Genomic DNA, 24,731 nt, shown 5'->3' with positions numbered 1-24,731 from the left:
TAACAAAGTAATCGCCTTCCTCAAAGCGCGCCATCCGGCACGGCCGGCGGGGCCGTGTTTCCAGTCCAAAATAAAACCGGCGGCCGCGGCCGCCGGTCCGGAAACCCCAAGCCGTTTAGTCGTCGCGACGCTTCAGCGTCGGCCGGTCGTCGTCTTCCTTCTTATCCTTGTCCTCGCTGCTCTTGCTGGTGTTGGAGCGGCGCAGGCTGGGCCGGTTGTCCTTCTGGTCGTTCAACTGCCGGCGGTTCTGCAATGCCGCCAGCCGGGCCTTGATCTCGTCGAACTCCGAAGTGGTGACCACGTACTGGTCGCGCGGCGGCAGGATCTTCGAAATCTCTTCCTGCGTCTTCCCGATGCGGTCCGGCGTCTGGGGATGGGAGGCAAAAGCTTTGGCCAGGGTCCCCGGCTTCTTCTTTTCCTTGGCCTGCACCTTCTCAAAGAAGGAGACAAAGGCCTGGGGGTCGTAGCCAGCCTTGTACATGTACTGCACGCCCAGGTAGTCGGCCTCGGACTCGAAGCCACGGGAGAAGGTGAGGAAGGTCATGGGCAGGAGCAGGCCGACCGCGGCGCGCACGCCGTATCCTAGACCGCCGCCGACGAAGATCAGCGGGATGGAGGCCAGGTTGGCGATCTGGCCGCGGGTGGCCTGGCGGGTGGCATGGCGCGCGGCCACGTGCGCGATCTCATGGGACATCACGCCCGCCAGTTCGGCTTCCTCGTCCGCCGCCGTGACCAGGCCGGTGTTGACGTAGAAGAATCCGCCGGGAAGCGCGAAGGCGTTGATCTCGTCGGAATCAATCACTTTGATGGTGAACGGGACCTTGGCGTCGGAGTTGCGCACCAGGTTCTGCCCGATGCGGTTCACGTACTCGTTGACCACCGGGTCCGTGTTGAGCTTCACGCTCTGCTCCACCATCTGCGCGTATTCCTTGCCGATGCGGATCTCTTTCTCCAGCGAGTACCAGTTGCCCAGGCCGCGGCCGCCCATCTTGCGGTTGCCGATGGCGTCCACGTCGTCTTTGCCACCATCGTGCTTGTAATCGGCCTGCGTCGACTCTTGCTTCTTGGCTTTGTCGTCGGTGGCAGCGGGCGCCTGGGGTTGGTCCGGGGGAGCTTGCTCCTGCTGGGCGGCATTGGCGGGCTGCGCCTGATCCTGAGGCGCGGGGGCTGAGGCACCGTCCGGTTTCGCGGTGTCGCTGGGCTTGGCCGTATCCCGCGGCGCCGGCGCTGTGGTGGCCGGTGGAGGCGCTGCCGTGGTCTGAGCCAGAAGCGTCGGGCTCAAGGTCGCCAGCCCCAACAGAAGCGTGAGGGCCAACATCATGCCGCGGATTCTCATCGGGAACTCCCTTCCGAAGCTTCTCAAGCTCGCGGATATTGTCATTATACTCTCCCTTTTTTGCCGGGATGGACCCCGTGGTCTAGCCTACCGTCCAAAAATCTCGAACTCCACCCGAACCTCGTTCTTCACCTTGATGGCGCCTCCGGCAGCGGTCACGGGCTGGATCCCAAAGTCGGTCTGCCGGATCGCCGCGGAGCCGCGATAATGTCCCAGCTCACCCGTGACCTCGACCAGCACGGGGCGGGTCTGCCCGTGTAGCGTCAGGTCGCCATGCACCCGCCACCTCCCCTCCCCCGCCTTTTCGATGGTGAGGGAACGGAAGCGGATCTCGGGAAAGTTGGCGCTATCGAGGACGGGCGGGCCCAGCATGGTCTGCTGCACCTCGGCGCGGTCCTTGGCGGAGAGCTCGGAGTCCAATACCTGGAGCCGGCGCGCGTCCACCTGCAGCTCCACCGAGGGGAGGTCAGCGCTTTCGTTGAAGGAGCCCCGCGAAATGGGCGCACGGATCTCATGGTTGTGACCGAAGGCGGAGAAGAGTCCCGCCTTGAAGACGCGCAGCGTGAGCGTCGAACGCGCGAGGTCCATCTCGCGCGTGGTGGGTGCGGCGGCGGCGGCGCCTCCCGCTCCCAGCAGGAGCAGGGCCGCGGCTGGAATCCAGCGGCTTTTCATGACCGGCTTCCTCTACTGATGCGGTCCCAGGGGGAAAAGGTTATCTCGCGTGGTCAGACCCGTGCGATTGGGAGTCCAGGCGCGCGATCTCGCGGGGAAAGAGCGGATTGCGGGGGAAGTCCCGGTTGAGGCTCACCAGCATCTCGCGGGCGCGCGCTACGTCCTTGTCGCGGACGTAGGCGATGGCCAGCAGGATGCGCCCAAAGGGCGCGAGGTAGCGGCCATGTTGCGCCGCCCGCTCCACGTCGGCCATGCCTTTCTGCTTGTCGCCGGAGTAGCCGCCCAGCTTCAAGATCCACCGCCACGGCGCCGCCAGGCTGCCGATGATGTAGTTGTGTACGCCCGTGGCTAGATAGGCATCCGAATTATCGGGCTGGATGGCCAGCAGCTTCTCGGCCCAACCGCTGGCCTCGCGGCTGAAGCGCAGCGACGCCAGGTTGTGCTTCTCGATGAGAGCGGCGTAATCCGCCCTCAGGCCGTACACCATGGTCATGGCCAGGAGGGCGTCGGCGTCCTGCGGGCTCCCGGCCAGGCGCCTGCGGGCCAGCTCCTCGCTCCGCCCCAGGGCCGAATCCAGGCGGGCGTGGATCTGGGGATCGGGAGAGAGCTTGTTCTTTTCCTTGAAGGAGGAATCGTCCGCGAAGAATTGACCCTCCAGGATCCCCATGCGGTCGAACTCGGCGAATAACAGGCCCGCGCCTTCCGCCGCCGGCCCGATGGCATCCTCCGGGTGTTGGCTTTGCCATGCGTGGAATTGCTTCTCCGCTCCGGCGAAATCGAGGTTGTAGAGCAGATGGAAGCCCTGGTCGAGGGAGGGAGGATCGTCGTGGGCGGCGGCGCGAGGCGAGAGCGTCCCTAGAACAGCCGCCACCAGGAACAGTCGGACAATGGTCTTGAGGCTGTTCCCGGGGGTTGGGGGCACGCGGTTCATGGTAGTCCAATCCTGGCCACTGCCAAGTACAGGGATTGATTCCTCCGGGCCACCAAGAGTTGCACCAGCGTACTCCCCACCCGCCGGTAAATCCACGAAAACCCAGCCTGCTTGAGAACCTCTGCGCGGGCTCGTACTATGTGCGGGATCTTTTCGTCTCGAGGGGGTGGAGCTTGAGTGACCGTAGAGTTTTCCTTCGCAACAGTGCCGCCATGGCTGCGGCCCTGACGCTGACTCCGAAGATCCTGGCACAAATGGCCGCGGCGCCCGCTTCCCTGCCCGGCCGCGCGCTCTTCGACCGCGACCCGGACGCCTACTGGGCCGAGCTGCGCAAGCAGTTCCTCATCCCCGAGGACGAGGTGTATTTGAACAACGGCACCGTGGGCTCCAGTCCGCGTCCGGTGCTGCAGGCCATCTTCGACGCCTACGAGCAGACCGAAAAACTGGCCCAGCCGGAGCCCGAGGACTATCCCATCTGGGGCTATGCGGCCTGGAACGAATTCCGCGACCCGCTGGCGGTGTTCGTGGGCTGCTCCCGCGACGAGATCGCGCTGCTGCGCAACGCCACCGAAGCCAACAACTACATCGCCAACGGCGTGGACCTGAAAGCCGGCGACGAAGTCCTGATGTCCGACCAGGAGCACCCCGGCGGTGAGCAGCCCTGGAATCTGAAGGCCAAGCGCTACGGCATCGTGGTCAAGAAGTTCATCCTGCCCAAGCCAGCGAAGAATGCCGCGGAGATCCTGAACCTCATCAACGACGCCATCACTTCCCGCACCCGCGTCCTCTTCGTCAGCCACATCTCGACCGTCACCGGCGTGGTGATGCCAGCGAAGGAGATCTGCGCGCTGGCTCGCTCCAAGGGGATCCTTTCCGCGCTCGACGGCGCCCATGCTCCCGGCATGATGAAGCTCGACATCCACGCGCTGGGCTGCGACATGTACTCCTCCAGCCCGCACAAGTGGCTGCAAGCGCCCAAAGGCTCGGGCTTCCTCTTCGTGCGCGACGAGGTCATCGACCGGCTGTGGAGCACCATCGCCACCGAGGGCTGGGAAGAACCCCAACTGCGCGCCGAGCGCTTCCAGCGCATCGGGTCGTCGAACGTGCCGGCGCTGTGGGGGCTGCGCGCCTCTATCAAGCTGGCGGAGGAAATCGGCATGGATCGCATCGAGGTCCGCCACCGCAAGATGGCCGACTACATCCTCGCGGAGATGATGAAGCGAGGCGCGGAATCCTGGACCTCTCCAGACCCTGCCCTGCGCTGCGGCATCGTCACTGTGAACGTGCCCCCGCTCAAGCGCATGGACTTAGAGAACTGGCTCTGGCACCAGCACAAAATCCGCATCCGCGGCGGCGATCCGCACAAGCTGCGGCTCTCCACTCCCTATTACCTGCTGAAGAAAGACGTGGACCGCTTCCTGGAGAAGTTCGACGAGTACAAGAAGACGATGGCGTAGCGCGGATTCCAGCCTGCCCAGCCGCCCTCGGCTGGGCAGGCGAGCGAAGCTCGCCCTTCAGTCGTAGTACTCCAGCCCCAGGTGTGTGATGAGCTTCTCCCCAAGCTCTCGGGCTGCGCGGCAAGACATATAATGAGCAGGCTACGGTCATTGCTCCTTACGAAAAAGAAGCAGATGTGACGTGGTAGGCGGTGCGGGATGCTGGAGAACACATGGGCGCGAGAGTACTTGACGGTTCTGTTCGAAGCTTTGGGAAAGGACCTCGAAGAGTTGAGTGATCTCATGCTGGCCGTTGCGCAGAATGAAGTCGAAGACCCGCTGCTCGAGATTCGTTTCCGTCGTCAGAGTGGGTCGACGGTTCAGTGCTTCAACCTGGCTGTAGCAGTACTGGCGGTACGCGGCGAGGATGCCTCTCTGCCTATCGCAGCCGACCTCATTGAAACAATCGAGGAGTGCAACAGCAAATTGCTTGCCTTTCAAGAGGAACTACCTAGACTTCGCGATGCAGTTGCCAAGAACCCTGAAGACGGGGAGAACCTTGCTCGTCTCGGTGTCGCGCTGCTCGCGCTTGATGATCGGGATTCGGCATTAACAGCCTTCACAAAGGCTCTAGAGCATCAGGATACACTTTGCATCCACTGGGAACGGGATTGTCTCAACAATATCGGCTGGGACCACTATCAGCGCGGCGAGCACGAGCAAGCGCTCGGGTGGTTTGAACTTGCGTGCCGCCTGAAGCGGTCGGCGCCGGAGCGGGGAAGCGGGAATCCCCTCGGAAGTGCGACAGAAGGCGACGACGATCTGCCGTACAACTTGGCCCTCGAAAACGTCCTCTTGACACTCGCCAAGATGGGTCGTTTGAGTGAAGCGACTGCAAGGCTTCAGGAGTACCACTCCCATTTCGGCCGCTTGCCCGATTATGAGGCCCGTGCGCTAGAAAAGATGGGTTTGCAACCTGATGTCATCTACATACGATCGCGCATCGAACGCTACGCAAGGTGAAGTGAAAAACCTGCAGCGGGGTTGAGTTATCTACCGAGTGCGAAATCGAGGTACCGTGTAATCATTCGGTCTAAATGACCGGGAAATGGTAGCCGGAGTCGCTGCTGCAATCTAGTGGCATAGCCGAGCCAGTTCGCGTAGCACTTAGGACTAGCAGCGCTCAAACCGCGCCTCTTCAACCCAAAGTCTTCCATGAAGTTTTGTGTCTTTTGGTTGTAAGGCACGTATCGCCGAGGCTCACGCCAATAGAGCAGCAGGCTCAGCGACGGCACTTTCATGCCCGGCAGCAGATTCAACCGATCTAACTCCTCAAGACGGTGCTGGAGATCCTCTCCTTCATCGAAGAGGAGGGTTAAGCCCTTTCTAGCGCGCTCCAGTGGTTCGCGGTCGAATCTGCGGTATGCAGTCCGGTGTTTCACGTACTTGGTCAGTAGACGGATGAGGTTGTTTCTTTGCGACTCGGAAAGGGTTGCAGGAACTAGGCATGCGAAGAAATTATGGTGTTCACCTAAAGACCTGGCCAGGTCTAACCCGCGAACCTGCTTCGCCCACTTCTCCAAGCGACGAAAGGTGCTCTCCGTCTTCAGGGTTCTTGGCAACTGCATCGCGAAGCCTGGGCGGGGTCTCTTTCGGTCCCCTCTCTGAGCTTTCTTCCGTGCGATTCTCGCGCGCTCCAAGTCTTCGTCTGTTATAGCTCGCGTCAGTTTGTCTCGCCATAAGTCCTCGAACCAAGCGGAGATGCTGGAGACCACAGAAGAGTCCCGAACTAAGACGGCTGCCTCATTCTGTCCTGCTATGTCCTGTTCGTCCGCGAGTGCAGCCTTGGAGAGGTTAGCTGAACCGACGACGGCTCCAATGCCGGGAGCAAGATAGACCTTGGCGTGCATTGAATTACGCTGTTTGACTATGACCCCCGACCGAGACCTCATCTCAGCCACCGCATCGGGATTGGTGTTGGTGCTGGTCAGCCAGCAGATGACACGCATCTTTCCGCCATAATTGGCCAACCGCTCCCACCAGTCCGCTCCAACAAAAGCAGCCGCCATGTCCAGTCGCGAACTCTGTGCTGCAAGCGCACAGATGGCTTGGCGGATTTCTGGCGGGCTTCCGAGAAAAACAGGTTTCGAGTTCATTTGTTCTCTCGTGGAGCGACGCTTACAACTCTGCTGCGGACACCGGCGAGCTTCGAATATTAGCGTATGTCAGAGCGCTGGGACGTGGTCGTTTGAAGGGATAACCGCTAGTCGTAATACTCCAGCCCCAGGTGGGTGATCAGCCCCTCCCCCTGCAGGTGGCGCAGGGTGTTCTTGAGCTTCATGAGTTGGATGAAGAGGTCGTGCTCGGCGTAGAGGCCGGGGGCGGTCATGGGCGACTTGAAGTAGAAGCTCAGCCACTCCTGGATGCCCAGGTGTCGCAACTTCGAGCTGCGCTGCGCCAGGTCGAGGAAGAGCACCAGGTCGAGCACGAGGGGCGCGGCCAGGATGGAGTCGCGGCAGAGGAAGTCCACCTTGATCTGCATGGGATATCCCAGCCAGCCGAAGATGTCGATGTTGTCCCAGCCCTCTTTGTTGTCGCCACGAGGCGGATAATAGTTGATGCGCACCTTGTGGTAGAGCTTGTCATAGAGCTCGGGATAGAGGTCTGGCTGCAGGATCTGCTCCAGCACCGAGAGCTTCGACTCTTCCTTGGTCTTGAACGCGTCGGGATCGTCCAGCACTTCCCCGTCGCGGTTGCCCAGGATGTTGGTAGAGAACCAGCCGTGCAGTCCCAGCATGCGCGCCTTGAAGCCGGGGGCGAGGATGGTCTTGAGCAGCGTCTGGCCAGTCTTGTAGTCCTTGCCGCAGATGGGAGCCTCATTGCGCCGCGCCAACTCGTGCATCGCACGGATGTCCACGGTGAGGTTCGGCGCGCCGTTGGCGAAGGGCACGCCCTCGGAGAGCGCGGCGTAGGCGTAGACCATCGAGGGCGCGATGTCCTCGTCGTTCTCCAGCAGCCCCTTTTCGAAGGCTTTGAGCGAGGCGTGCACCCGGCTCGGCTTCAGGAAGATCTCGGTCGAGGCACACCAGATCATCACCAGGCGGTCGGCGCCGGAGGTCTTCTTGAAGTCGCGGATGTCGGCGCGAAGCTGCTCCGCCAGTTCCATCTTGTTCTTGCCCTTTTTGACGTTGGGACCGTTGAGCTTCTTGACGTAGCGCTGGTCGAAGACCGCGGGGCGCGGCTGGACGGATTCGAGGAAGGGCTTCACCCGGTCGAGCAGCTCTTTTTCCAGCACCCCGGCCTTGCGCGCGGCGGTGTACATGTCGTCTTCGAAGATGTCCCATCCGGTGAAGACCAGGTTGCTCAGGGGGGCGAGCGGCACGAACTTCTTGATCAGGGGCGCGCGGCCGTCGGTGCGCTTGCCCAGGCGGATGGTCCCCATCTGAGTGAGCGACCCGATGGGTTTGGCGTACCCCTTGCGGATGGCTTCCACACCGGCCACAAAGGTAGTGGCCACCGCGCCCATGCCGGGGATCATCACGCCCAGCTTGCCGCGGGCCTTGGCGATCTCGCCCTGGGGTTCCGATTTCGTGCTCTTCCTGGCGTGTGCAGCCCGTGCAGTCATGATACGTCCTCGTCTGAAAGTGTGGCGCAGCGACGGAAAAACGGATTATCTTCGCGTATCAGGCGCGGATTTGCAAATCGGCGATGGAGCCCTCGACTGGGCACGCGTTCGATGATTCAATGGCACGCCAACCAGAATCGACCCTGAGGTTTCCTTATGCGCGGAAAAATCGTCGTCATCACCGGCGCCTCCAGCGGGATCGGCCTGCTGACGGCGGTGGAGCTGGCCCGGCGCGGGCATACCGTAGTGGCCACTGTGCGCAACCTCTCGCGGCGTACCCGGCTGGACGAAGCCGCGGCCACCGCCGGTGTCGCCGGGCGGCTCGACTTCCGGCGCCTCGATGTTACCGAGTTCGACTCCATCCCCACGGTGGTGGCGGAGATCGTGCGCGACCACGGCCGCATCGATGTGCTGGTGAACAACGCCGGCTTCGCCGTTGCCGGCTTTGCCGAGGACCTGAAGATGGAAGAGATCCGCATGCAGTTCGAAACCAATTACTTCGGGCACGTGGCCATGACCAAGGCGGTCCTCCCCGTGATGCGCAAGCAGGGCTCCGGCCACATCATCATGATCTCCTCCATCAGCGGCCGGGCCGCGGCGCCGGTCACTGGGGCTTACAGCGCCTCCAAGTTTGCCCTGGAGGGATGGAGCGAGGCGCTGCGCATCGAACTGCGCTCGCTCGGCATCCGCGTGGTGCTGGTGGAGCCCGGCGCCTTTCAGACCGACATCTGGGAGCGCAACGTGCACCTGGGCGAGTTCGCCATCTCGCCGCAGTCTCCCAACCACGAGCGCGGGAAGCGCTTTACGGAGTTCGTCAGGACCGAGGTGCACAAGCGCGACGCGCGCGTGGTGGCCGACCTCATCGCCCGCATCGCAGAGAACCCTAACCCCAAGCTGCGCTACCGCATCGGCGCTGACGCCCACCTGCAGTTCTGGTTGCGCGCCATCCTGCCCTGGAAGACTTACGAGCGGTTGATCGAGCGCGCGATGCGGATCGGCTAGCTACGCCGGCCGCAGCCGGTGCTTCCAGTGTGTCCACACGAACCAGACGACGACGATGGCGATCACCGCGCCGATGACCGCGTCGAAGCGGTGGAAGTACTTCCCCAGGTAGTCCCAGTGTTCTCCCGCCTTCATTCCCAGGTAAGCCAGGCCATAGCACCAGGGCCAGGAGCCGAGGAAGGTGTACAGGTGGAAGCGCGCTCGGGGCATGTGGGCGATGCCGGCGGGCAAGGCGATGAAGGTGCGGACGACGGGCAGCAGGCGCGCCACGAAGACGGCAGCGTTGCCGTAGCGGGCGAAGAAGCGGTCGGCCCAGGCCAGCTCGACGTCGGTCATGAAAATGTAGAAGCCATACTTCTCCACCAGCCGCCGGCCACCGAAGGCGCCGACTTCGTAGGCTGCCACGGACCCGAGGTTGCATCCGATGGCTCCGGCGGTGGCCACCCACAGCAGGTCGAAGCGGCCGGTGAACACCAGGTATCCAGAGAACGGCATGATGACTTCCGAGGGCAGGGGGATGCAGGCCGACTCGATGGCCATCAGCAGCACGATGCCGGCGTAGCCGCCGGCGGAGATCACGTAGATGACGAACGCCGAGAGCAGCTCGATGATTTGGGCGATCATCAGGGATGGAAGGAACAGCTCATGCCTGGGCTTCGCCGTTGCCCGAGCCGGGCTGCGACTGCTCGTAGGCGGTGACGGCCTCGGTGACGTCGGCCTCGCAATCCGAACAAACGGCGTGGCCCGCCTGGTTCTCCACCGATTCGCGCTCCACCACCAGGGAGCCCCCGAAGATGTATTCGTGGACCTCGTCGTCCCACATGTAGCGCTCCTCCACGGTGGCTCCCTTGATGTTGCATCCGGTGAGCACCACCGCGGAGTCGTGAGCTCCGCACTTCGGGCACTTGAACGGCTGGGTCATTCCGCGAGTCTCCCTGTGTGGACGGGCGATCGCCCGGCCCTAGAATTCCTGCGATTCCTGGGTGAAGGTGTATCCAGGCAGCTTGGCGCCCTCCGAGCTCTTGTCCACCTTGACGCGGGTGGTATCGCCGCTGGCCGCGTCCGCGCCCGCATGGCGCAGCATGACGTACTGGCTGAAGACCTCGCTGTAGAGCTTGGTGACCAGGTAATCCTTGCCGTCCTGATCGTTGCGCCAGACTTGGCCGAGTTGGATGGCTTTTACGGACATAGCGATTCAGAGTAGCCGCCCGCGGCTCCGGCGTCAATCGCCGGCCGCGGCTATGGTTTCTGCGCGAATTCCCTGCTCAGCAACTCTCCCACCTGGGCCACGGGGCAGCGGATGCCGATGTAAAACGGCCCGAACAGCGCGTACACCGCGCTGACCTCGTCGAAGCGCATCTCGTAGATCAGGCGCTTGAAGACCAGCGGGTCCTGGGCGAACAGGTCCACGCCCCACTCCCAGTCGTCGAAGCCGATGGAGCCGGTGATGATCTGCTGTACCTTGCCGGCGTAACGCCGGCCCACCAGGCCGTGCTCCTCCATCTGCCGCTGGCGCTCCTCGATGGGCAGCCTGTACCAGTTCTTGTCCTCGCCGCGCTTGCGGTCCATGGGATAGAAGTTGATGTAGGGCGCCTCCGGGATCTTGGGACGCAGTCGCGAGGCCATCGCCTGCTCCTGCCGCCGCATCAGCTCTTCCGCTTCCTTGTGCCACTCCGCCGAGTGCGGCTCCACGCCACGCTCCACCAGCGACTTGTACAACTTCACCGTGGAGTCGTACAGGCCCAGTTCGATGACCGACAGAAACGAGGTCGCGGGCTCCAGGTAGTCAAAGAGTTCCAGGTTCTGCAAGCGCAGCTCGGTGGCGTTGAGCGCGTCAAAGGTGTCGCGGAAGTGGAGGAACATCAGGTCGCCCTTGTGTCCCAGCATGGAATAGAGGGCGCTCTCCCCCGCCTGCTCCATGGGGCCGAGCGCCGCCGCGGCCTCCTTCGCCACGTGCTGCTTCTGCGCGAAGGACAGCTTGCGCCAGGCGGCCCAGCGCACGCGCATCATCTGATGCAGCACGCTCGAGCCCTCGATGGTCAGGGGCAGCGCGGGCAACTTTTCCTGCGTCGCCTTCACCGCTGTCTTGCTGGTCGGCATTCGTCTCCCCACGGAATCGTTAATTGTAGCGGGTGCACGCTCTATTGTAATCTCGCGTTCCCATGGTCCGAGGAGTCGTTCCCAGACAACCCGCGAAGACCGGACGCCAGGAAGGCGCGCGCAAGACGCACAGCCGCCCCACCGTAACGCCCGCCAGGACGAAGCAGGACGTCCGTCCGAGCGCCAAGCCCAAGTCGGCCAAGCGCGGGGGGGGCAAGCCCGCGGCCGGCTACAAACCGGTTGCGCCGGAGCGCGTGCGCGAGATCCTGAGGCGACTCGATGAGCTCTATCCCAACGTGACCTGCGCCCTCCAACACAAGACCGCCTGGAATCTGCTGGTGGCGACCATCCTCTCCGCCCAGTGCACCGACGTACGCGTGAACATGGTCACCCCTGGGCTCTTTGAGAAGTACCCTACCGCCGCGCACTTCGCCGCGCTCAAGCCGGAGGAGCTCGAGCCCGACATCCGCTCCACCGGGTTTTTCCGCAACAAGTCGAAGTCCATCGTGGGCGCGGCGCAGAAAGTCGTCCGCGAGTTCGGCGGGAAGGTCCCCGACGAGATGGAGCCGCTCCTGACGCTGCCCGGCGTGGCGCGCAAGACCGCGAACGTCGTGCTGGGGACATGGTTCAAGAAGGCAACGGGGGTGGTGGTGGACACGCACGTCCAGCGCATCTCGCGGCGCCTGGAGCTGACCCGGGAGGAAGACCCGCAGAAGATCGAACAGGACCTGATGCGCGTGATCCCGCAGGAGAAATGGATCGAGTTCTCCCACCAGATCATCTGGCACGGGCGCAAGCTGTGCGTCGCCCGGAATCCCAAGTGCGCCGACTGTCCGGTCGAAACCCTCTGCCACGCCGCCGACAAGACCTGGACGACGGTCGAAGTCCACAAAGCGGCTCGCTAGCCCGGCCTTCGCTTGCGCTGGCCTACCTTCTCCGCCGAGAACAGCGCCTGCACCAGCCCGGGGATGGTGTACCTCCGCGCCTGAACGTTCACGCGCAGCCCCAGCTCGCGCAGAGTCTTGGAAGTAACGGGCCCAATGGAGGCGACACGAATCCCCTTGAGCGCAGCGCGCAACCGGGCCGCGCCCACCAGAAGGGCGAAGTTGCGCGCCGTCGAGGAGCTGGTGAACGTCACCCAGTGCGGGCGGCGGTCGCGGAGCACTTCTTGCAGCCGCCGGCGCGACCTGGGCGGGGCGACGGTCTGGTAGGCTTCGACCACTTCGACTTTCGCACCGGCGCGGCGCAGTGCTTTCGGCAGGACGTCGCGCGCCACTTTGGCCCGCACCAGCAGCACTCGCTTCCCTTTCACGCGGCTGCGAAGCAAGCGAACTACCGCCTCGGCGACGTACTCCGCGGGCATGGCGTGAACGTTCAGGCCGCGACGTTCGACCTCCGCCTTCGTTGCCGGGCCAATGGCGGCCACATGCAGATGCCTAAGGTATCGCCGCGATAGCCGCAGTTTCCCCATGCGCGAAAAGAAGGGGCGAACACCGTTGACGCTGGTGAGGATGAGCCAGTCGTAGCGGTCAATGCGGCGCAACGCGCGGTCGAGCGGCTGGTAGGAGCGCGGCGGGCGGATCTCGATGCTGGGGACGGCCACGACGCTCGCGCCCAAGCGGCGCAGTCGCGCTGCCAGCGCTTCCGCCTGATGGCGCGCTCGGGTGACCAGGACTCGCTGCCCGGCGAGCGGCTTCTTCTTCTCTTTCTTTGCTTTCCTTTCTTTCTTCCCAGGGGCCTTCATGGCTGCTCTGGCGGCGCCGGCGACGCTGCATACACTTCCTGCAGAATCTCGCCCGCGCCCTTGTGCAACAGGGCGTTGGCCACCCTACGGCCCAGCTCGGCGGGATCGCTTCCCGCCTGCGATTCCCGCAGGACCTGGGAGCCGTCGGGCCGGGCCACAACACTGATCAAACGCAGATCGTTCGGCGTCCCCATGCAGAAGGCGCCGATGGGGACCTGGCACCCGCCGCCCAGGGCGCGCAACAGGACCCGCTCGCAGGAGGTGGTAGTGCGCGTCGTGCGGTCATCGAGAAACGTGACCGCCGCGCGCGTGTGCGCGTCCCCGGTGCGAACCTCGATGGCCAGCGCGCCCTGGCCCGGCGCCGGACACATGTCCTGCACCGAGAAGTATTCCCGGATCCATTTCTCGAGGCCCAGCCGCTTCAGGCCGGCGGCGGCGAGCACGATGGCGTCAAACGCCCCCGCCTCCACCTTGTGCAAGCGTGTGTCCACGTTGCCGCGGATAGGAAGGATGTTCAAGCCGGGACGCAGCCCTCGCAGTTGCGCCTCGCGCCGCAGGCTGCTGGTCCCCACGCGGGAACCTGCCGGAAGCGCCCGCAGAGAGCTGTAGCGGTTCGACACCAGCACGTCGCTGACGTCGTCGCGCTTCATCACGGCCGCCAGCTCGAAGCCGGCGGGCAGGTCGGCGGGAAGGTCCTTCAGGCTGTGCACGGCCAGGTGGACGCGCCCCGCGGATAGCCCCTCCTCGATCTCCTTGGTGAACATTCCCTTGGTGCCGACTTTGGAGAGCGCGACTTCGGCTACGCGGTCGCCGGTGGTTTGGATGACTTCGATCTCCACCGCGTGCCCGCGTTCGCGCAGGAGCTCGGCGACGTAGTTGGCCTGCCACAGCGCCAGTTGCGAGCCGCGAGTGCCGATGCGTAGCAGCGCCATGGGCGGTCAGGAACCCGCCTTCTTGTCGTCGCCCAAGTTGAACAGCCGGCGGATGACCTCGATGACGGTGGTGCCTTCCGGCTGTCCCGCCGTGGTCTTCAGCGTTGTGATGGGAGTGTGCAGGATCTTGTTGACGATGCCGTGGGAGAGCGCTTCGACGGCCTGCTCCTGCTCCGGGGTGAGCCGGCCCAGGCGTCCGCGCACGCGTTCGATCTCCGCCTGGCGAATGGTCTCGAGCTGCCCCTGCAGCGAGACGATGGTCGGAACGACGCTCTGCGCCTCCAGGCGCGCCAGGAAGCGCTCCACTTCCTGCGTCACGATGGTTTCGGCGCGCTCCGCCTCGCGGCGCCGGTCGGCCACGTGTCCGGCCACGACGGCTTGCAGGTCGTCAATGTCGTACACGAAGATGCCATCCAACTTGTTCATCTCCGGGTCCACATCGCGGGGCACCGCGATGTCGATGAAGAACATGGGGCGGTTCTTGCGGCGCTGGAGGAAGAGCTCGCCATGCTCCCGCCGGAACAGCGCGTGGGGCGCGCCGGTGGAGGTGAGGACGATGTCGGCGCGGTCGCAGGTGTCGTAGAGCTGCTCGAAGAGGATGGCTTGGCCGCCGAAGCGGTCGGCCAGCGCCACCGCGCGCTCGTGCGTGCGATTCGCGACGAAGATGGAGCTCGCGCCCTGCGCCATCAGGTGGCGCGCCGCCAGCTCGCTCATCTTGCCCGCGCCCACCAGGTAAACGGTCTTCCCTTCGAGCGTCCCGAAAATCTTCTTGGCCAGGTCCACGGCTGCCGAAGCCACGGACACCGCCGAGCTGCCCACCGTCGTCTCCGTGCGCACGCGCTTGGCCACGGCGAAGGCGCGGGTGAGGAGCGCGTCCAGATGCGAGCGCACCGCGCCCACCGCGCGCGCCGTGGCGTAAGCCTCCTTCACCTGCCCCAGGATCTGTGGCTCGCCCACCACCATGGAATCCAGGCTCGAGGCCACCCGGAACAGATGCCGCACCGCTTCCTTCTCGCGGTGTTCGTACAGATGGGACTCGTAGGGCGTAATGTCGGTGGCGAAATATTCCCGCAGGAAGCCGCGCAAATCCGCCGCGCCGTTGGCGGAGGCCACCAGGATCTCCACCCGGTTGCAGGTGGAGAGGACCAAACCCTCGTCGATGCCCGGATGCTGCGCCAGGCGGCGCGTGGCTTCCGCCAGGCGCGACTCGGGGATGGCGAGCCGCTCGCGCACTTCGACCGGCGCCGTCTTGTGATTCACGCCCAGGAGAAGGAAGGTCATGGTCCCAAGAACCTGTGGACGCCGCTGAAATAATTGGCGGCCCAAGCACCCAACGCCGCCAGAAATGCAAAGGTTGCAAGGAACGCGGCGCGCCGTCCGCGCCAGCCCGCGTTCCACCGGGTATAGACCAGCACCAGGTACACCACCCACATCAGCAGGGAGAGCACGATCTTGGGATCGCGGAGGTAGGCGGCGCCGAACTGCTCCTGCGCGATCACCGATCCGGCCAGCAGTCCCAGGGTCATGAAGGGAAAGCCGAAGAGCAGGGCGCGATAGCCCATTTCGTCCAGCACTTCGAGCGCGGGCAGGCGTGACATCAGGCCGTCGGCCTGCTTGGCCTTGATGCTGCGCTCCTGCAGCAGGTAAAGCAGGCTGGCGGCGAAGCTTAGGAACAGCGCCGCGTAGCCGGTGAAGATGAGGGCGACGTGGGTGGCGATCCAGCTGCTACGCAGGGCGGTCGAGGTAAACTGCGGCGGCGACTGTCCCATGGCGGCGGCGAAAGTTAGCAGGAAGGCCAGGGGAAACATGAAGATGCCCGGAGAGAGCGTCTGGTAGCGTCCGTACATCCCCAGGAAAAGCAGCAGGATAAGGAAGGCGAAGACCGACTCTGACTGGTGGATGGTGGTCGGCGCCAGTTGCCCGGTGGCCGCCACCGCCTCAGCCAAGGAAACGAAGTGGAACACCACTCCCGTGCCCATGGCGGGCAGGATGATCCGCGCCATACGCTTCCCCCGGCCGCCGAGCGCGGCGAGGGCGTACACCAAGCCCAGGCCGTAAAACACCAGAGCCACTCTTAACCAAAGCAGGGACATGGGTTGAATGCTCGATTATACAAAGCAGGGGGTGCGCCGCCCTATTCGAGGCCCAGAGGCACGAGCAGCTCCTCGATGTCGGCTGCCTCGATCCTCAGGTGACGGCCCTCTTCCCTGAGCTTCTCGATCTGGTCGAAGCCGCGGAACAGGCGCATCTTGGCGGCGCCGTACTGCTCGGTTTCGCTGAGCTGGCGGCCGTGCGCCGCCGCCCAGGCCGCCAGGGCTCCTGCTTTCAGAAAGATGCTCACCGCAAACATGGTCTTGCGGTCGGGAGTGACGTCAAAAATGAATTCGGTCGCCGGGGCCTCCGCCGCGTCCGGCAGGGCGGGACGATTCCCCACGAAGTAGTACTGATAGACGTATCCCGTCTCCCCGGTGTACGTCTTCATGCGTCGGACGGGCATGGCCTAGTATCCCCGGGTCTTGTCTACCACGCCGCGCAGCGGCTGGCCGGCGAGGTAGCGCCGCAGGTTGTCGGCGAGCAGCTCGTAGTGCCGCTCCCAGAGCCGCTCGGTGACCGCCGCGGTGTGCGGAGTGATGAGGAGGTTCTCCAGCCGCCACAGCGGCGACTTCGCCGGCAGCGGCTCGGTGGCGAAGACGTCGAGCGCCGCTCCCGCAATCGTATGCTTCTGGAGCGCCGCCGCCAACGCTGCCTCGTCCACCAGCGCGCCCCGGCTGACGTTAATGAGGAACGCGTCCGGCTTCATCCGCGCCAGCCGCTCGGCGTTCATCAGGCCGCGCGACTTTTCGGTGAGCGGCGCCGCCAGAACCACGTAGTCGGCTTCCCCGAGGACTTGGGCCAACTGCTCCGGCCCATAGACCTCATCCGCGCCTCCAGTCCCCTTCTCCGGATGCTCACGCACGGCGAGGACTTTCATCCCAAGGGCGCGAGCCAGCCGCACCAGTTCGCCTCCGATATTCCCCAAGCCGACCACGCCTAAGGTCGCGCCTGCCACCTCGCGCGGGCGCGGCCGATCTTCCCACATCGCCGCCTGGCCCCACACTCCGCGCTGCTGCAGCTTGACCGCCGAGGGGAGGCGCTTGGCCAGCGCCAGGATCAGCGCCAGCGCGTGCTCGGCCACCACTGGCCCGTGGACTTGGGTGGAGTTGGTCAGCACGATCTCGCCTGCCACCAGCTCCGGCGAGAGCAACTGGTGGACGGCGGCAGCGGTCGAGTGCACCCAGCGCAGTTTCTTCGCCGCGGCCACCTGCTCCGCCCGCAGCGACCAGCCCACAAAGACCTCGGCGTCGCGGATCTCTTCGGTCAGGCTCTTGTAGTCCGGCAGGTGCGCGATCTGAAGCTGGGGGAAATCTTTCCGCAGTCGCTCACTGAACCACGCCGGCGCGGTCCACAGCTCGAAGGCGTGGCGGACGCAGATGACAAGCTTGAAGGCGCGGCTCACGAGGATCGCGGGGCCGCCAGCGGGACGCGCAGGTCGCGCCCGGTCATCTCCGCCGGCTGGGCGGCTCCCAACATGCCGAGGATGGTGGGTGAGATGTCTTGCAGCGCGCCGTCCGGGCGCAGGCTGAAGCGCGCGGCGTCCTCCGTCACCAGGATGAAGGGTACGGGATTGGTGGTGTGCGCGGTGTGCGGCCCGCCGGTGGCGGGATCGATCATCAGCTCGGCGTTGCCGTGGTCGGCGGTCACCAGCATGGCGCCGCCCGCGCGGCGGATTGCGTCGTGGATGCGGCCCAGGCAGGCGTCCACCGTCGCTACCGCCTTCACGGTCGGCTCGATCTTCCCCGAGTGGCCCACCATGTCGGCGTTGGCAAAGTTCACGATGACCACGTCGAACGTCCCGCCCTCGGCCGCCTTCACCACTTCGTCCGCGATGCCCGCCGCGCTCATTTCCGGCTGCAGGTCGTAGGTGACCACCTTGGGCGAGGGCACCAGCACGCGCTCCTCCCCGGGAAAGGGCTGCTCCACGCCCCCGTTGAAGAAGTAGGTGACGTGCGCGTATTTCTCTGTCTCCGCCACGCGCAGGTTGCGCAGCCCCAGGTTGCCCATCACATTGGCCAGGATGTTTTCCAGCGGCTCGGGCGGGATCACGACTGGGAGCGTGAACTTTTTGTCATAGCGCGTCATGCAGACGTACTTCAGGTTCTTGGGCACGCGGCTATGGGGAATCTCGGCGTCCAGGCCGGCGGCATCGGGGAGGTCGTTCCCATGCTCGGCGGCGAGGCCGCTGTTGCGGGCCAGGGCGCGCGTGATCTGCCGCGCGCGGTCGGAGCGGAAGTTGAAGCAGAGGCAGGCGTCCTCGTCGCGGATGCGCCCCAGCGCCTCGCCGCGATTGTCGGTGACTACGAACGGCACGATGAACTCGTCGGTCACGCCGCGGTTGTAGGACTCCTTCACGCCCTGCACCGGATCCACGAACGCGCCGCCTTCACCGTTGCCCTCGACCATCGCCGCGAACGCCTTGGCGATGCGGGGCCAGCGCCGGTCGCGGTCCATGGCATAGTAGCGGCCGTTGACGGTGGCGATCTTTCCCGTGCCGAACTCGCGCATCTTCTGTTGTAGTTGCTCGATGTAGCCGGCGCCGTTGGTGGACAGGGTGTCGCGCCCGTCCATGAAGCAGTGCACGAAGACGCGCTCCACGCCGTCCTGCTTGGCCATGCGCAGCAGGGCGTAGAGATGATTCTGGTGAGAGTGCACGCCGCCGTCTGAGAGCAGGCCAAACAGGTGCAACCGCCGCCCGCCGGAGCGCGCATGCTTGATGACGTCGAGCAAGGTCGGGTCGGAGAAGAAATCGCCGTTCGCGATCATGCCGTCGATGCGGGTGATATCCATGTACACGACGCGTCCGGCGCCAATGTTCAGGTGGCCGACCTCGCTATTGCCCATCTGCCCGTCGGCCAGCCCGACGTAGCGCCCGCTGGTGTGAATGAGCGTGTTGGGAAATTCTTTCAGCAGGCGGTCGTAGTTGGGCTTGCGCGCCAGCGAGATGGCATTGGCCTTCGACGGCGGAGCGTAGCCCCAGCCGTCGAGGATGACGAGGACAAGAGGTTTTGGTCGGGCCATGAGTCCTTACCGCAGATCTCCGTGGTAGTTCAGCGCCTTCAATCCGGGGAAGCGGGCCGCCTTGCCTAGCTCTTCCTCGATGCGCAGCAACTGGTTGTACTTGGCGATTCGGTCGGTACGCGAGGCGGAGCCGGTCTTGATCTGGCCGGCGCTGGTGCCCACGGCCAGGTCGGCGATGAAGGTGTCTTCCGTCTCGCCCGAGCGGTGGGAGATGATGGCGGTGTACTTGTTGCTTCGCGCCAGCTCGATGGCGTCCAGTGTCTCGCTGACCGTCCCGATCTGGTTGAGCTTCACCAGGATGGAGTTGGCGACCTTCTTCTCGATGCCACGCTTCAGGATCGCCGGGTTGGTGACGAAGATGTCGTCCCCGACCAGTTGGATCTTGCCGCCCAGCTCCCGGGTCAGTGCCTGCCAGCCGTCCCAATCTTTCTCGCCCAGGCCGTCCTCGAGCGAGACGATGGGGTACTGCCGCACCCACTCCGACCAGAAGCGGATCATCTCCTCGGAACTCTTCGCCGACTTGTCCGACTTCTTGAAGACGTACTTGCCGTCCTTAAAGAACTCACTGGCCGCCGGATCGAGCGCGATGGCCACCTGCGCGCCCGGCTTGTAGCCCGCCTGCTGCACCGCCTCCAGGATGACCTCGATGGCCTCGACGTTTGACCTGAGCGAGGGCGCGAAGCCGCCTTCGTCGCCCACCGCGGTGTTGTAGCCACGCTTCTTCAGGACGCCTTTGAGCGTGTGGAAGATCTCCGCGACCCAGCGCAGCGCCTCGGCAAAAGAAGTGGCGCCGACCGGCATGGCCATGAACTCCTGGAAGTCCACGTTGTTATCGGCGTGCGCGCCGCCGTTCAGGATGTTCATCATGGGAACGGGCAGCAGGTTCGCCTCCGGCCCGCCCAGGTGGCGATAGAGCGGGAGCCCGGCGGCGGCGGCCGTGGCTCGCGACGCCGCCATCGAAACCGCCAGGATGGCGTTCGCGCCCAGTCTGCCCTTGTTCTCCGTGCCGTCCAGCTCGATCATGCGCCGGTCGAGCGCGCGCTGGTCGGCGGCGTCCACGCCGGCGAGAGCGGGAGCAATCACGCTGCGGATATTGCCGACCGCCTTCTGCACGCCCTTGCCCTGATAGCGTTTGGGATCGCCGTCGCGTAGCTCGACCGCCTCGTGCTCGCCGGTGGAAGCGCCGCTGGGGACGGCTGCGCGTCCCACGGCACCGCCCGCAAGCTGGACGTCGGCTTCCACGGTGGGATTGCCGCGCGAATCCAGAATCTCGCGCGCGCGAATGGCGGCAATGGCGGTGGCGCTCACGGCGGTCCTCCTTGGGCGGGGCCGATTATAAGCCACGTACCGGCGCCCCAATCCCCGGTTTACATCCCTGGCGCATCACCGTGGGCTCAGCACTCTCCCGTGGAATCTGGAGCCTATCCCGCGTTAACCCTTCTCCCGTACCTCGGCTGGTTCCCCCCTTACTTAGGCTATTGTCCCTGTTTTCTAGGTGTTTTACAGTCAGGTAGGAGGTCAATCATGAAGAAGTTCTTTGCCGCATGCGTTCTGGCCGCACTGTTCGCCGGCGCGCTGCTGGCCCAGGAGTCGTTGTCGCTGCCGTCAGGTACCGCCGTGCACATGAAGCTGGAGACTCCCATCTCCACTCAGACCAACAAAGTCGGCGACACCTTCGCCGGCCGGGTGACGGAGCCGGTGATGCTGAACGGCAAAACCGTCATCCCGGCAGGAGCGGCCATCCAGGGGCAGATCGTGAAGCTCACGCAGCCGCGCCGCGTCAAGGGCAAGCCCACCATCGAGCTGCGGCCCGATTCCATCACCATGCCCAACGGCGAGAAGTATGAGTTCCACGCCACGGTGGTGGATACCGACGCTTCCACCAAGACCTCCGTGAATGACGAGGGGCAGATCAAAGGCAAGGGGCGCGACGGAAAAGACATGCGCAACATCGCCATCGGCACCGGCGCCGGGTTGGGCGTGGGAGCCGTCGCCGCTGGAGGCAAAGGCGCCGTGATCGGGGCGACCATCGGCGCGGGCGTGACCGTGGCCCACTGGCTCTCCAAGCACAAGTCGGCGGAGCTGCCCGCGGGCAGCGAGATCGTCATGGAGCTGAATCGCCCGATGAGTATGAGCTCCAGTAGTTCCGGGAAATAGCGGCAGCGTAGAGCGGCGGCGCGAAAGAGCCCCTCCCCCTTGGGTCAGGATCGCGCCGCCAGCTCCGCTTCGCTGAGCACCTGCAGCTCGATGCAGCCCTCGATGGGCAAGGAGTCGGTGGGTAGTCCGCCCTTCCACGTGCTGAAGCAGAGGCGCAGGTTGTCTCCCGCGGCCGCCTGCAGTTGAGTCAGCGGCACCTTCAATTCCAGGACCTTTCTCAGGCGGACTTCCAGCCCTCCCGGCTGCGCGTCGCTGGCCAGTTCGCCCTCTCCGTCCTGCCGTTCCAGCTTCCATGCCGCGACTGCGCCGCTGGAGATGCTGACATCCAGGCGCAGCCGGCAGTGTGCCTCGGGAGCGCCCGGCTGCACGGTCTCCAGGTTAAGAACCAGATCCAGGTCGGCTTCGCGGCTGCCGCGCGCAAAGTCCAGCCGCGCATAGACGTTCTGCTCGTCGATGCCGGCATACGCCGCGTCCAGCAGGAAGCGCCGGCCATGCATGGCGGAGCTGCGCCGGTCGGCGGTGTAGATGGCGGCTCCCATCCAGTCGAAGTAGCCCAGCAGATCGCCATCGATGCGGGGATGGATGTAGGCGGTCTGGGGCACGAAGTAAGGCCGCGACACGCCCGTGAGGATGGGCTGGGCCAGGGAGTCCGGCGGAGCCTCGCCCAGTGCCTGATAGACGTTGGAAAGGTGCTTGCGGTAGAGCTCGTCGAAGTCGCGGTCGTTGGCGGAGTGGTGCTCGGGACCGTACCACCAGTTCCAGTCGCTGCCCTCGGCGATCAGTAACTCCTCGAAGGCCAAGACGCGTTGCCGTTCCGGCGCGGCGGGAGCGACTTCGGCATAGACATTGCGAGCGGCGGAAAGGTAGTCCCAGGCGTGGTTGTCCTCCGGCGAGCCGATCCACACGTTGAAGTTAGCGTTGATCCAGGAGCCCGGCGTCAGCGAGGCCAGCTTGCCGAAGTCCTGGTGGCGCGCGATGGCCTCGGAGACCGTCACCGCCTCCAGGTCCGGGGCTTTCTGGATGGCGTCATACACGCGCCGCAGGAACTCCCGCCCCGAGCGCGGGTAGTACTCCCAGGCATTCTCGCCGTCGAGGATGATGGAAACCACCGCGTCTTTCCCTGCCCGGAGAACCGGCTGCGCCGAATCCCTGATTTTTTGGATGAAGTCCGCTGCTGCCTGGGCCGCGGGCATCCCGGCATACACAAACCCGATCAGGTCGGAGAGCGTGTGGTCGCGGAAGAGCATGTGGACCGCGGCCGACTCCTTCTCGTAACGATAGATGGTGTAGAGCCGCTCCGCGCCGCCGCCGGCCAGGCGTCCAGCGTCATCGCGCCGGATGGAGGAGCCGAGCGAGCGGCTGAGCACGCCTTCGTCGGTGGCGACCCAGTTGAAGCCCAGGCGGTAAGCTATGGCCAGCACCTCGTCCGAGACGCTGCCCTCGGACGGCCAGATGCCTCGCGGACGCATCCCGAAGACGCGCTCGTGCAATGCCAGCCCGCGGCGCAGTTGCTCCTCCGCGTCTTCGGGATGCTGGAAGCGCTCCTGGGGCAGCGGCAGCCCGGGCGAGGAGACGCGGCCCAGGTCCGTGTCGCACAGCAGGGGAAGAATGGGGTGGTAGAAGGGCGAAGCTGAGATCTCGATGCCGCCGCGCTGGGCCGCGGCCTGGTACGCCGGCAGCACCTGGGCCAGGAACTCCCGCTGCTTGCGGATCAGCATTTGCTGGTCCGACTCCGAATACCCTCTCCCTTTGCGGATCAGGGCGGCAAGCTCCGGGTCATCGAGGAAGAACTCATCGCACCAGGCGAGCTGCGAGAGCACTTGCAGGTCGGCGAAATCCTGCGCCTGGAATTGCTTCGCCGCCCGCTCCAGGTCGCGGTCCTGCGGGGGAAATTTCTCCCACAGCTCCTGGTAGCGGGGATAGCGCCCGATCATGTTCGTCTGGTTCGCCTGAAACAGATACTGCAGGGCGAACTGCCGCTCCTCGGCGGTGAGGTCGCGCGCCGGCTTGGCGGCGACGTCGAGGAAGGGATCGCGCGCGGTGCCGGCCACGTAGTCCTCGATCTGCGCGATCAGCGAGGGCACCAGGTTGAAGGTCTGGTGGATCTGCGGGAATTCCTCCAGCAGCTGGACCATGCCGTAGTAGTCCTTGAGGGCATGCAGGCGCACCCAGGGCAGGCGATACTCGCCGCTGACCAGGTCCTTGTAATAGGGCTGGTGCATGTGCCAGAGAAAGACGATGCGCAGCTTGGGCATCTAGGCAGCGAACTCCAGGAGGGCAGGAATGCCGGCCCCGCGGCCGCCGCAGGGACATGCTAGACTCGAAGCGGAATCGCCCGTGCGCATCCTCACCCGATACATCCTGCGCGAAGTGCTCTCCTGGGCCGCCATCGGGGTCACGCTGTTCACCTTCGTGTTCTTCATGCCCACCGTGGGGCGCATCCTGGAGGTAGCGGTGCGCAACAGCGCCCCGCTCCTCAGCCTGGCCCAGCTCATCCTGCTCGCCCTGCCCGGATTCCTGGTGTGGACCATCCCCATGGGCGTCCTGGTGGGGATCCTGATCGCGCTCAGCCGGCTGGCGGCGGACAGCGAGGTCACCGCCTTGCGCGCCAGCGGCATCGGGGCCGGGTTGTTCCTGCGGGTGATTGCCATAATCGCAGTGGCGGCCTGGGTCCTGGCTCTGGTGAACACCCTGTGGATCGCGCCTCGCTCCGCCGCCGCCTTCGCCGGGCTCCAGGACCAGCTCAAGAGCACCCAGGCTCCCTTCGAGGTCCAGCCCCGCGTCTTCTACGAAGACTTCAAGAACTACGTGCTCTACGTGCAGGACACCGAAGTGGCGTCGGGTGCGGTGGTATGGAAGCGCGTCTTTCTCGCCGATCTCAACGCGCCCTCGGCGCCGAAGCTCACGCTAGCCGAGGAGGGCGTGGTTGTCAACGAATCCCCCACCACCCTGCGCCTGGAGCTGGCCAACGGCTGGCAGCACGAAGTGGACCCGCGCTCGCCGGCGCAGTACGCGATCTCCAAACTGGGCAAGTCCACGCTGCACATCGACCGGCCGGAGAGCGCGACGCGGGCCCCGGGCTCGCTTTCCTACAAAGAAATGTCCAACCGCCAGCTGCTGGACCGCGCGCGCACCGGAACGGCGGCCCAGGCCAACTGGTCCTGGGTGGAATTGAACCGCCGCCTGGCCCTGCCCACCTCCTGCCTGGTGCTGGCGCTGGTCGGCATCCCCCTGGGTCTCTCGGCGCACAAGGGCGGCAAGTCCACCGGCTTTGTCCTCACCTTCCTTCTGGTGTTTGTGTACTACTTCCTCTGGCTCACCGGCGTGTCGCTCGGCCGCCAGGGCCAGCTCGCGCCTGGCATAAGCATGTGGATGGCAAACGTCATCTTCCTGGCGGGCGGGCTGCTGCTCTACCGGCGCGTCAACCGCATGCCCATCGAGCTCGGGTCCTTCCGCGAGGCTGTCACCTGGATGCGGCAACACGTCTTGCACCGCGCGGAGAAGGCCGGAGGCTTCGAGCGCGTGGCTTCCCCCCGCCGGGTGTTCGGCGCCGGCTTCCCGCAGATCCTCGACGAGTACGTCCTGCGCGACTTTGCCGTCTATTTCGGATTGGTTCTTTCCACCTTCGTCCTGCTGACCCTGGTGTTCACCTTCTTCGAACTTCTGGGCGACATCATCCGC

General features: G+C 64.9%; 24 protein-coding genes. 6 read left to right on the top strand and 18 right to left on the bottom strand.

Annotation, left to right across the window (positions count from 1 at the left end; all coding sequences use genetic code 11):
* Positions 1-115: 115 nt before the first annotated feature.
* From VGQ94_05705 to VGQ94_05695, 3 genes are all read right to left on the bottom strand, one after another.
* Positions 116-1,336: a M48 family metallopeptidase gene (locus VGQ94_05705; protein HEV2022005.1), complete on the bottom strand. Its 1,221-nt coding sequence runs from the start codon at positions 1,334-1,336 to the stop codon at positions 116-118.
* An 87-nt stretch (positions 1,337-1,423) separates the two neighbouring features.
* Complete coding sequence (locus VGQ94_05700) at positions 1,424-2,008, bottom strand: YceI family protein (protein ID HEV2022004.1); 585 nt, start codon at positions 2,006-2,008, stop codon at positions 1,424-1,426.
* A 40-nt stretch (positions 2,009-2,048) separates the two neighbouring features.
* The gene (locus tag VGQ94_05695) at positions 2,049-2,939 is read right to left on the bottom strand and encodes a hypothetical protein (protein HEV2022003.1); all 891 of its coding nucleotides are present in this window, start codon (positions 2,937-2,939) and stop codon (positions 2,049-2,051) included.
* Positions 2,940-3,151: 212 nt separating this feature from the next.
* On the opposite strand from VGQ94_05695, the gene VGQ94_05690 reads away from it, so the two are divergent.
* Positions 3,152-4,396, top strand: coding sequence for an aminotransferase class V-fold PLP-dependent enzyme (locus tag VGQ94_05690; protein ID HEV2022002.1), 1,245 nt, complete (start codon positions 3,152-3,154; stop codon positions 4,394-4,396).
* A 198-nt stretch (positions 4,397-4,594) separates the two neighbouring features.
* Positions 4,595-5,398 carry a tetratricopeptide repeat protein gene (locus tag VGQ94_05685; GenBank protein HEV2022001.1) on the top strand — a complete coding sequence of 268 codons (804 nt, stop codon included), beginning with the start codon at positions 4,595-4,597 and terminating at the stop codon, positions 5,396-5,398.
* 26 nt (positions 5,399-5,424) lie between these two features.
* Here VGQ94_05685 and VGQ94_05680 read toward each other — a convergent pair whose 3' ends face one another.
* Positions 5,425-6,531 carry a phospholipase D family protein gene (locus VGQ94_05680; GenBank protein ID HEV2022000.1) on the bottom strand — a complete coding sequence of 369 codons (1,107 nt, stop codon included), beginning with the start codon at positions 6,529-6,531 and terminating at the stop codon, positions 5,425-5,427.
* Between the two features lie 107 nt (positions 6,532-6,638).
* Positions 6,639-7,913, bottom strand: a complete 1,275-nt coding sequence (locus VGQ94_05675; GenBank protein ID HEV2021999.1) for an inositol-3-phosphate synthase — start codon at positions 7,911-7,913, stop codon at positions 6,639-6,641.
* A 243-nt stretch (positions 7,914-8,156) separates the two neighbouring features.
* Between VGQ94_05675 and VGQ94_05670 the strand changes: the two genes are divergently transcribed.
* A complete protein-coding gene (locus VGQ94_05670; GenBank protein ID HEV2021998.1) occupies positions 8,157-9,002 on the top strand; it encodes an SDR family oxidoreductase in 846 nt (281 codons plus the stop codon).
* Here the strand turns inward: VGQ94_05670 and VGQ94_05665 are convergent, their stop codons facing one another.
* The 4 genes from VGQ94_05665 to hemQ are packed head-to-tail and all read right to left on the bottom strand — an operon-like array spanning position 9,003 to position 11,102.
* A complete protein-coding gene (locus VGQ94_05665; GenBank protein ID HEV2021997.1) occupies positions 9,003-9,626 on the bottom strand; it encodes a DedA family protein in 624 nt (207 codons plus the stop codon).
* A 19-nt stretch (positions 9,627-9,645) separates the two neighbouring features.
* A complete protein-coding gene (locus tag VGQ94_05660; protein ID HEV2021996.1) occupies positions 9,646-9,924 on the bottom strand; it encodes a hypothetical protein in 279 nt (92 codons plus the stop codon).
* A gap of 39 nt (positions 9,925-9,963) precedes the next feature.
* The gene (locus VGQ94_05655; GenBank protein HEV2021995.1) at positions 9,964-10,191 is read right to left on the bottom strand and encodes a hypothetical protein; all 228 of its coding nucleotides are present in this window, start codon (positions 10,189-10,191) and stop codon (positions 9,964-9,966) included.
* A gap of 50 nt (positions 10,192-10,241) precedes the next feature.
* Positions 10,242-11,102: a hydrogen peroxide-dependent heme synthase gene (gene hemQ, locus VGQ94_05650; GenBank protein ID HEV2021994.1), complete on the bottom strand. Its 861-nt coding sequence runs from the start codon at positions 11,100-11,102 to the stop codon at positions 10,242-10,244.
* A gap of 62 nt (positions 11,103-11,164) precedes the next feature.
* On the opposite strand from hemQ, the gene nth reads away from it, so the two are divergent.
* Positions 11,165-12,007 (top strand): endonuclease III, encoded by an 843-nt coding sequence (nth, locus tag VGQ94_05645; GenBank protein HEV2021993.1) that lies wholly within the window; start codon positions 11,165-11,167, stop codon positions 12,005-12,007.
* Here the strand turns inward: nth and VGQ94_05640 are convergent.
* The 8 genes from VGQ94_05640 to eno form a co-directional block, all read right to left on the bottom strand.
* The gene (locus tag VGQ94_05640) at positions 12,004-12,846 is read right to left on the bottom strand and encodes a uroporphyrinogen-III synthase (protein ID HEV2021992.1); all 843 of its coding nucleotides are present in this window, start codon (positions 12,844-12,846) and stop codon (positions 12,004-12,006) included. The genes nth and VGQ94_05640 overlap by 4 nt on opposite strands.
* Complete coding sequence (gene hemC / locus VGQ94_05635) at positions 12,843-13,778, bottom strand: hydroxymethylbilane synthase (GenBank protein ID HEV2021991.1); 936 nt, start codon at positions 13,776-13,778, stop codon at positions 12,843-12,845. Before hemC ends, VGQ94_05640 begins: the two co-directional genes overlap by 4 nt.
* Before the next feature lie 6 nt (positions 13,779-13,784).
* Positions 13,785-15,059: a glutamyl-tRNA reductase gene (gene hemA, locus VGQ94_05630; protein HEV2021990.1), complete on the bottom strand. Its 1,275-nt coding sequence runs from the start codon at positions 15,057-15,059 to the stop codon at positions 13,785-13,787.
* Positions 15,056-15,850: a cytochrome c biogenesis protein CcsA gene (gene ccsA / locus VGQ94_05625; GenBank protein HEV2021989.1), complete on the bottom strand. Its 795-nt coding sequence runs from the start codon at positions 15,848-15,850 to the stop codon at positions 15,056-15,058. Before ccsA ends, hemA begins: the two co-directional genes overlap by 4 nt.
* Positions 15,851-15,912: 62 nt before the next feature.
* On the bottom strand, positions 15,913-16,275 hold the full coding sequence (locus VGQ94_05620) for a hypothetical protein (protein ID HEV2021988.1): 363 nt from the start codon (positions 16,273-16,275) through the stop codon (positions 15,913-15,915).
* 3 nt (positions 16,276-16,278) lie between these two features.
* Positions 16,279-17,274 carry a D-2-hydroxyacid dehydrogenase gene (locus VGQ94_05615; protein ID HEV2021987.1) on the bottom strand — a complete coding sequence of 332 codons (996 nt, stop codon included), beginning with the start codon at positions 17,272-17,274 and terminating at the stop codon, positions 16,279-16,281.
* Entirely contained in the window at positions 17,271-18,893 is a 1,623-nt protein-coding gene (gene gpmI / locus VGQ94_05610) for a 2,3-bisphosphoglycerate-independent phosphoglycerate mutase (GenBank protein HEV2021986.1), read from the bottom strand. The genes VGQ94_05615 and gpmI overlap by 4 nt, the downstream gene beginning before the upstream one ends.
* 6 nt (positions 18,894-18,899) lie before the next feature.
* Positions 18,900-20,186: a phosphopyruvate hydratase gene (eno, locus tag VGQ94_05605; GenBank protein ID HEV2021985.1), complete on the bottom strand. Its 1,287-nt coding sequence runs from the start codon at positions 20,184-20,186 to the stop codon at positions 18,900-18,902.
* 231 nt (positions 20,187-20,417) lie between these two features.
* Between eno and VGQ94_05600 the strand changes: the two genes are divergently transcribed.
* Positions 20,418-21,050, top strand: coding sequence for a hypothetical protein (locus tag VGQ94_05600; protein HEV2021984.1), 633 nt, complete (start codon positions 20,418-20,420; stop codon positions 21,048-21,050).
* A gap of 44 nt (positions 21,051-21,094) precedes the next feature.
* Here VGQ94_05600 and VGQ94_05595 read toward each other — a convergent pair whose 3' ends face one another.
* Positions 21,095-23,305, bottom strand: a complete 2,211-nt coding sequence (locus VGQ94_05595; protein ID HEV2021983.1) for a glycoside hydrolase family 57 protein — start codon at positions 23,303-23,305, stop codon at positions 21,095-21,097.
* A gap of 28 nt (positions 23,306-23,333) precedes the next feature.
* On the opposite strand from VGQ94_05595, the gene VGQ94_05590 reads away from it, so the two are divergent.
* On the top strand, positions 23,334-24,731 hold a 1,398-nt coding region (locus VGQ94_05590; GenBank protein HEV2021982.1), incomplete at its 3' end, for an LptF/LptG family permease.

The sequence above is a fragment of the Terriglobales bacterium genome (assembly GCA_035937135.1).
In the GTDB taxonomy this organism is placed as follows: domain Bacteria; phylum Acidobacteriota; class Terriglobia; order Terriglobales; family Acidobacteriaceae; genus DASYVL01.
This window is presented reverse-complemented; position numbering and strand designations above follow the sequence as displayed.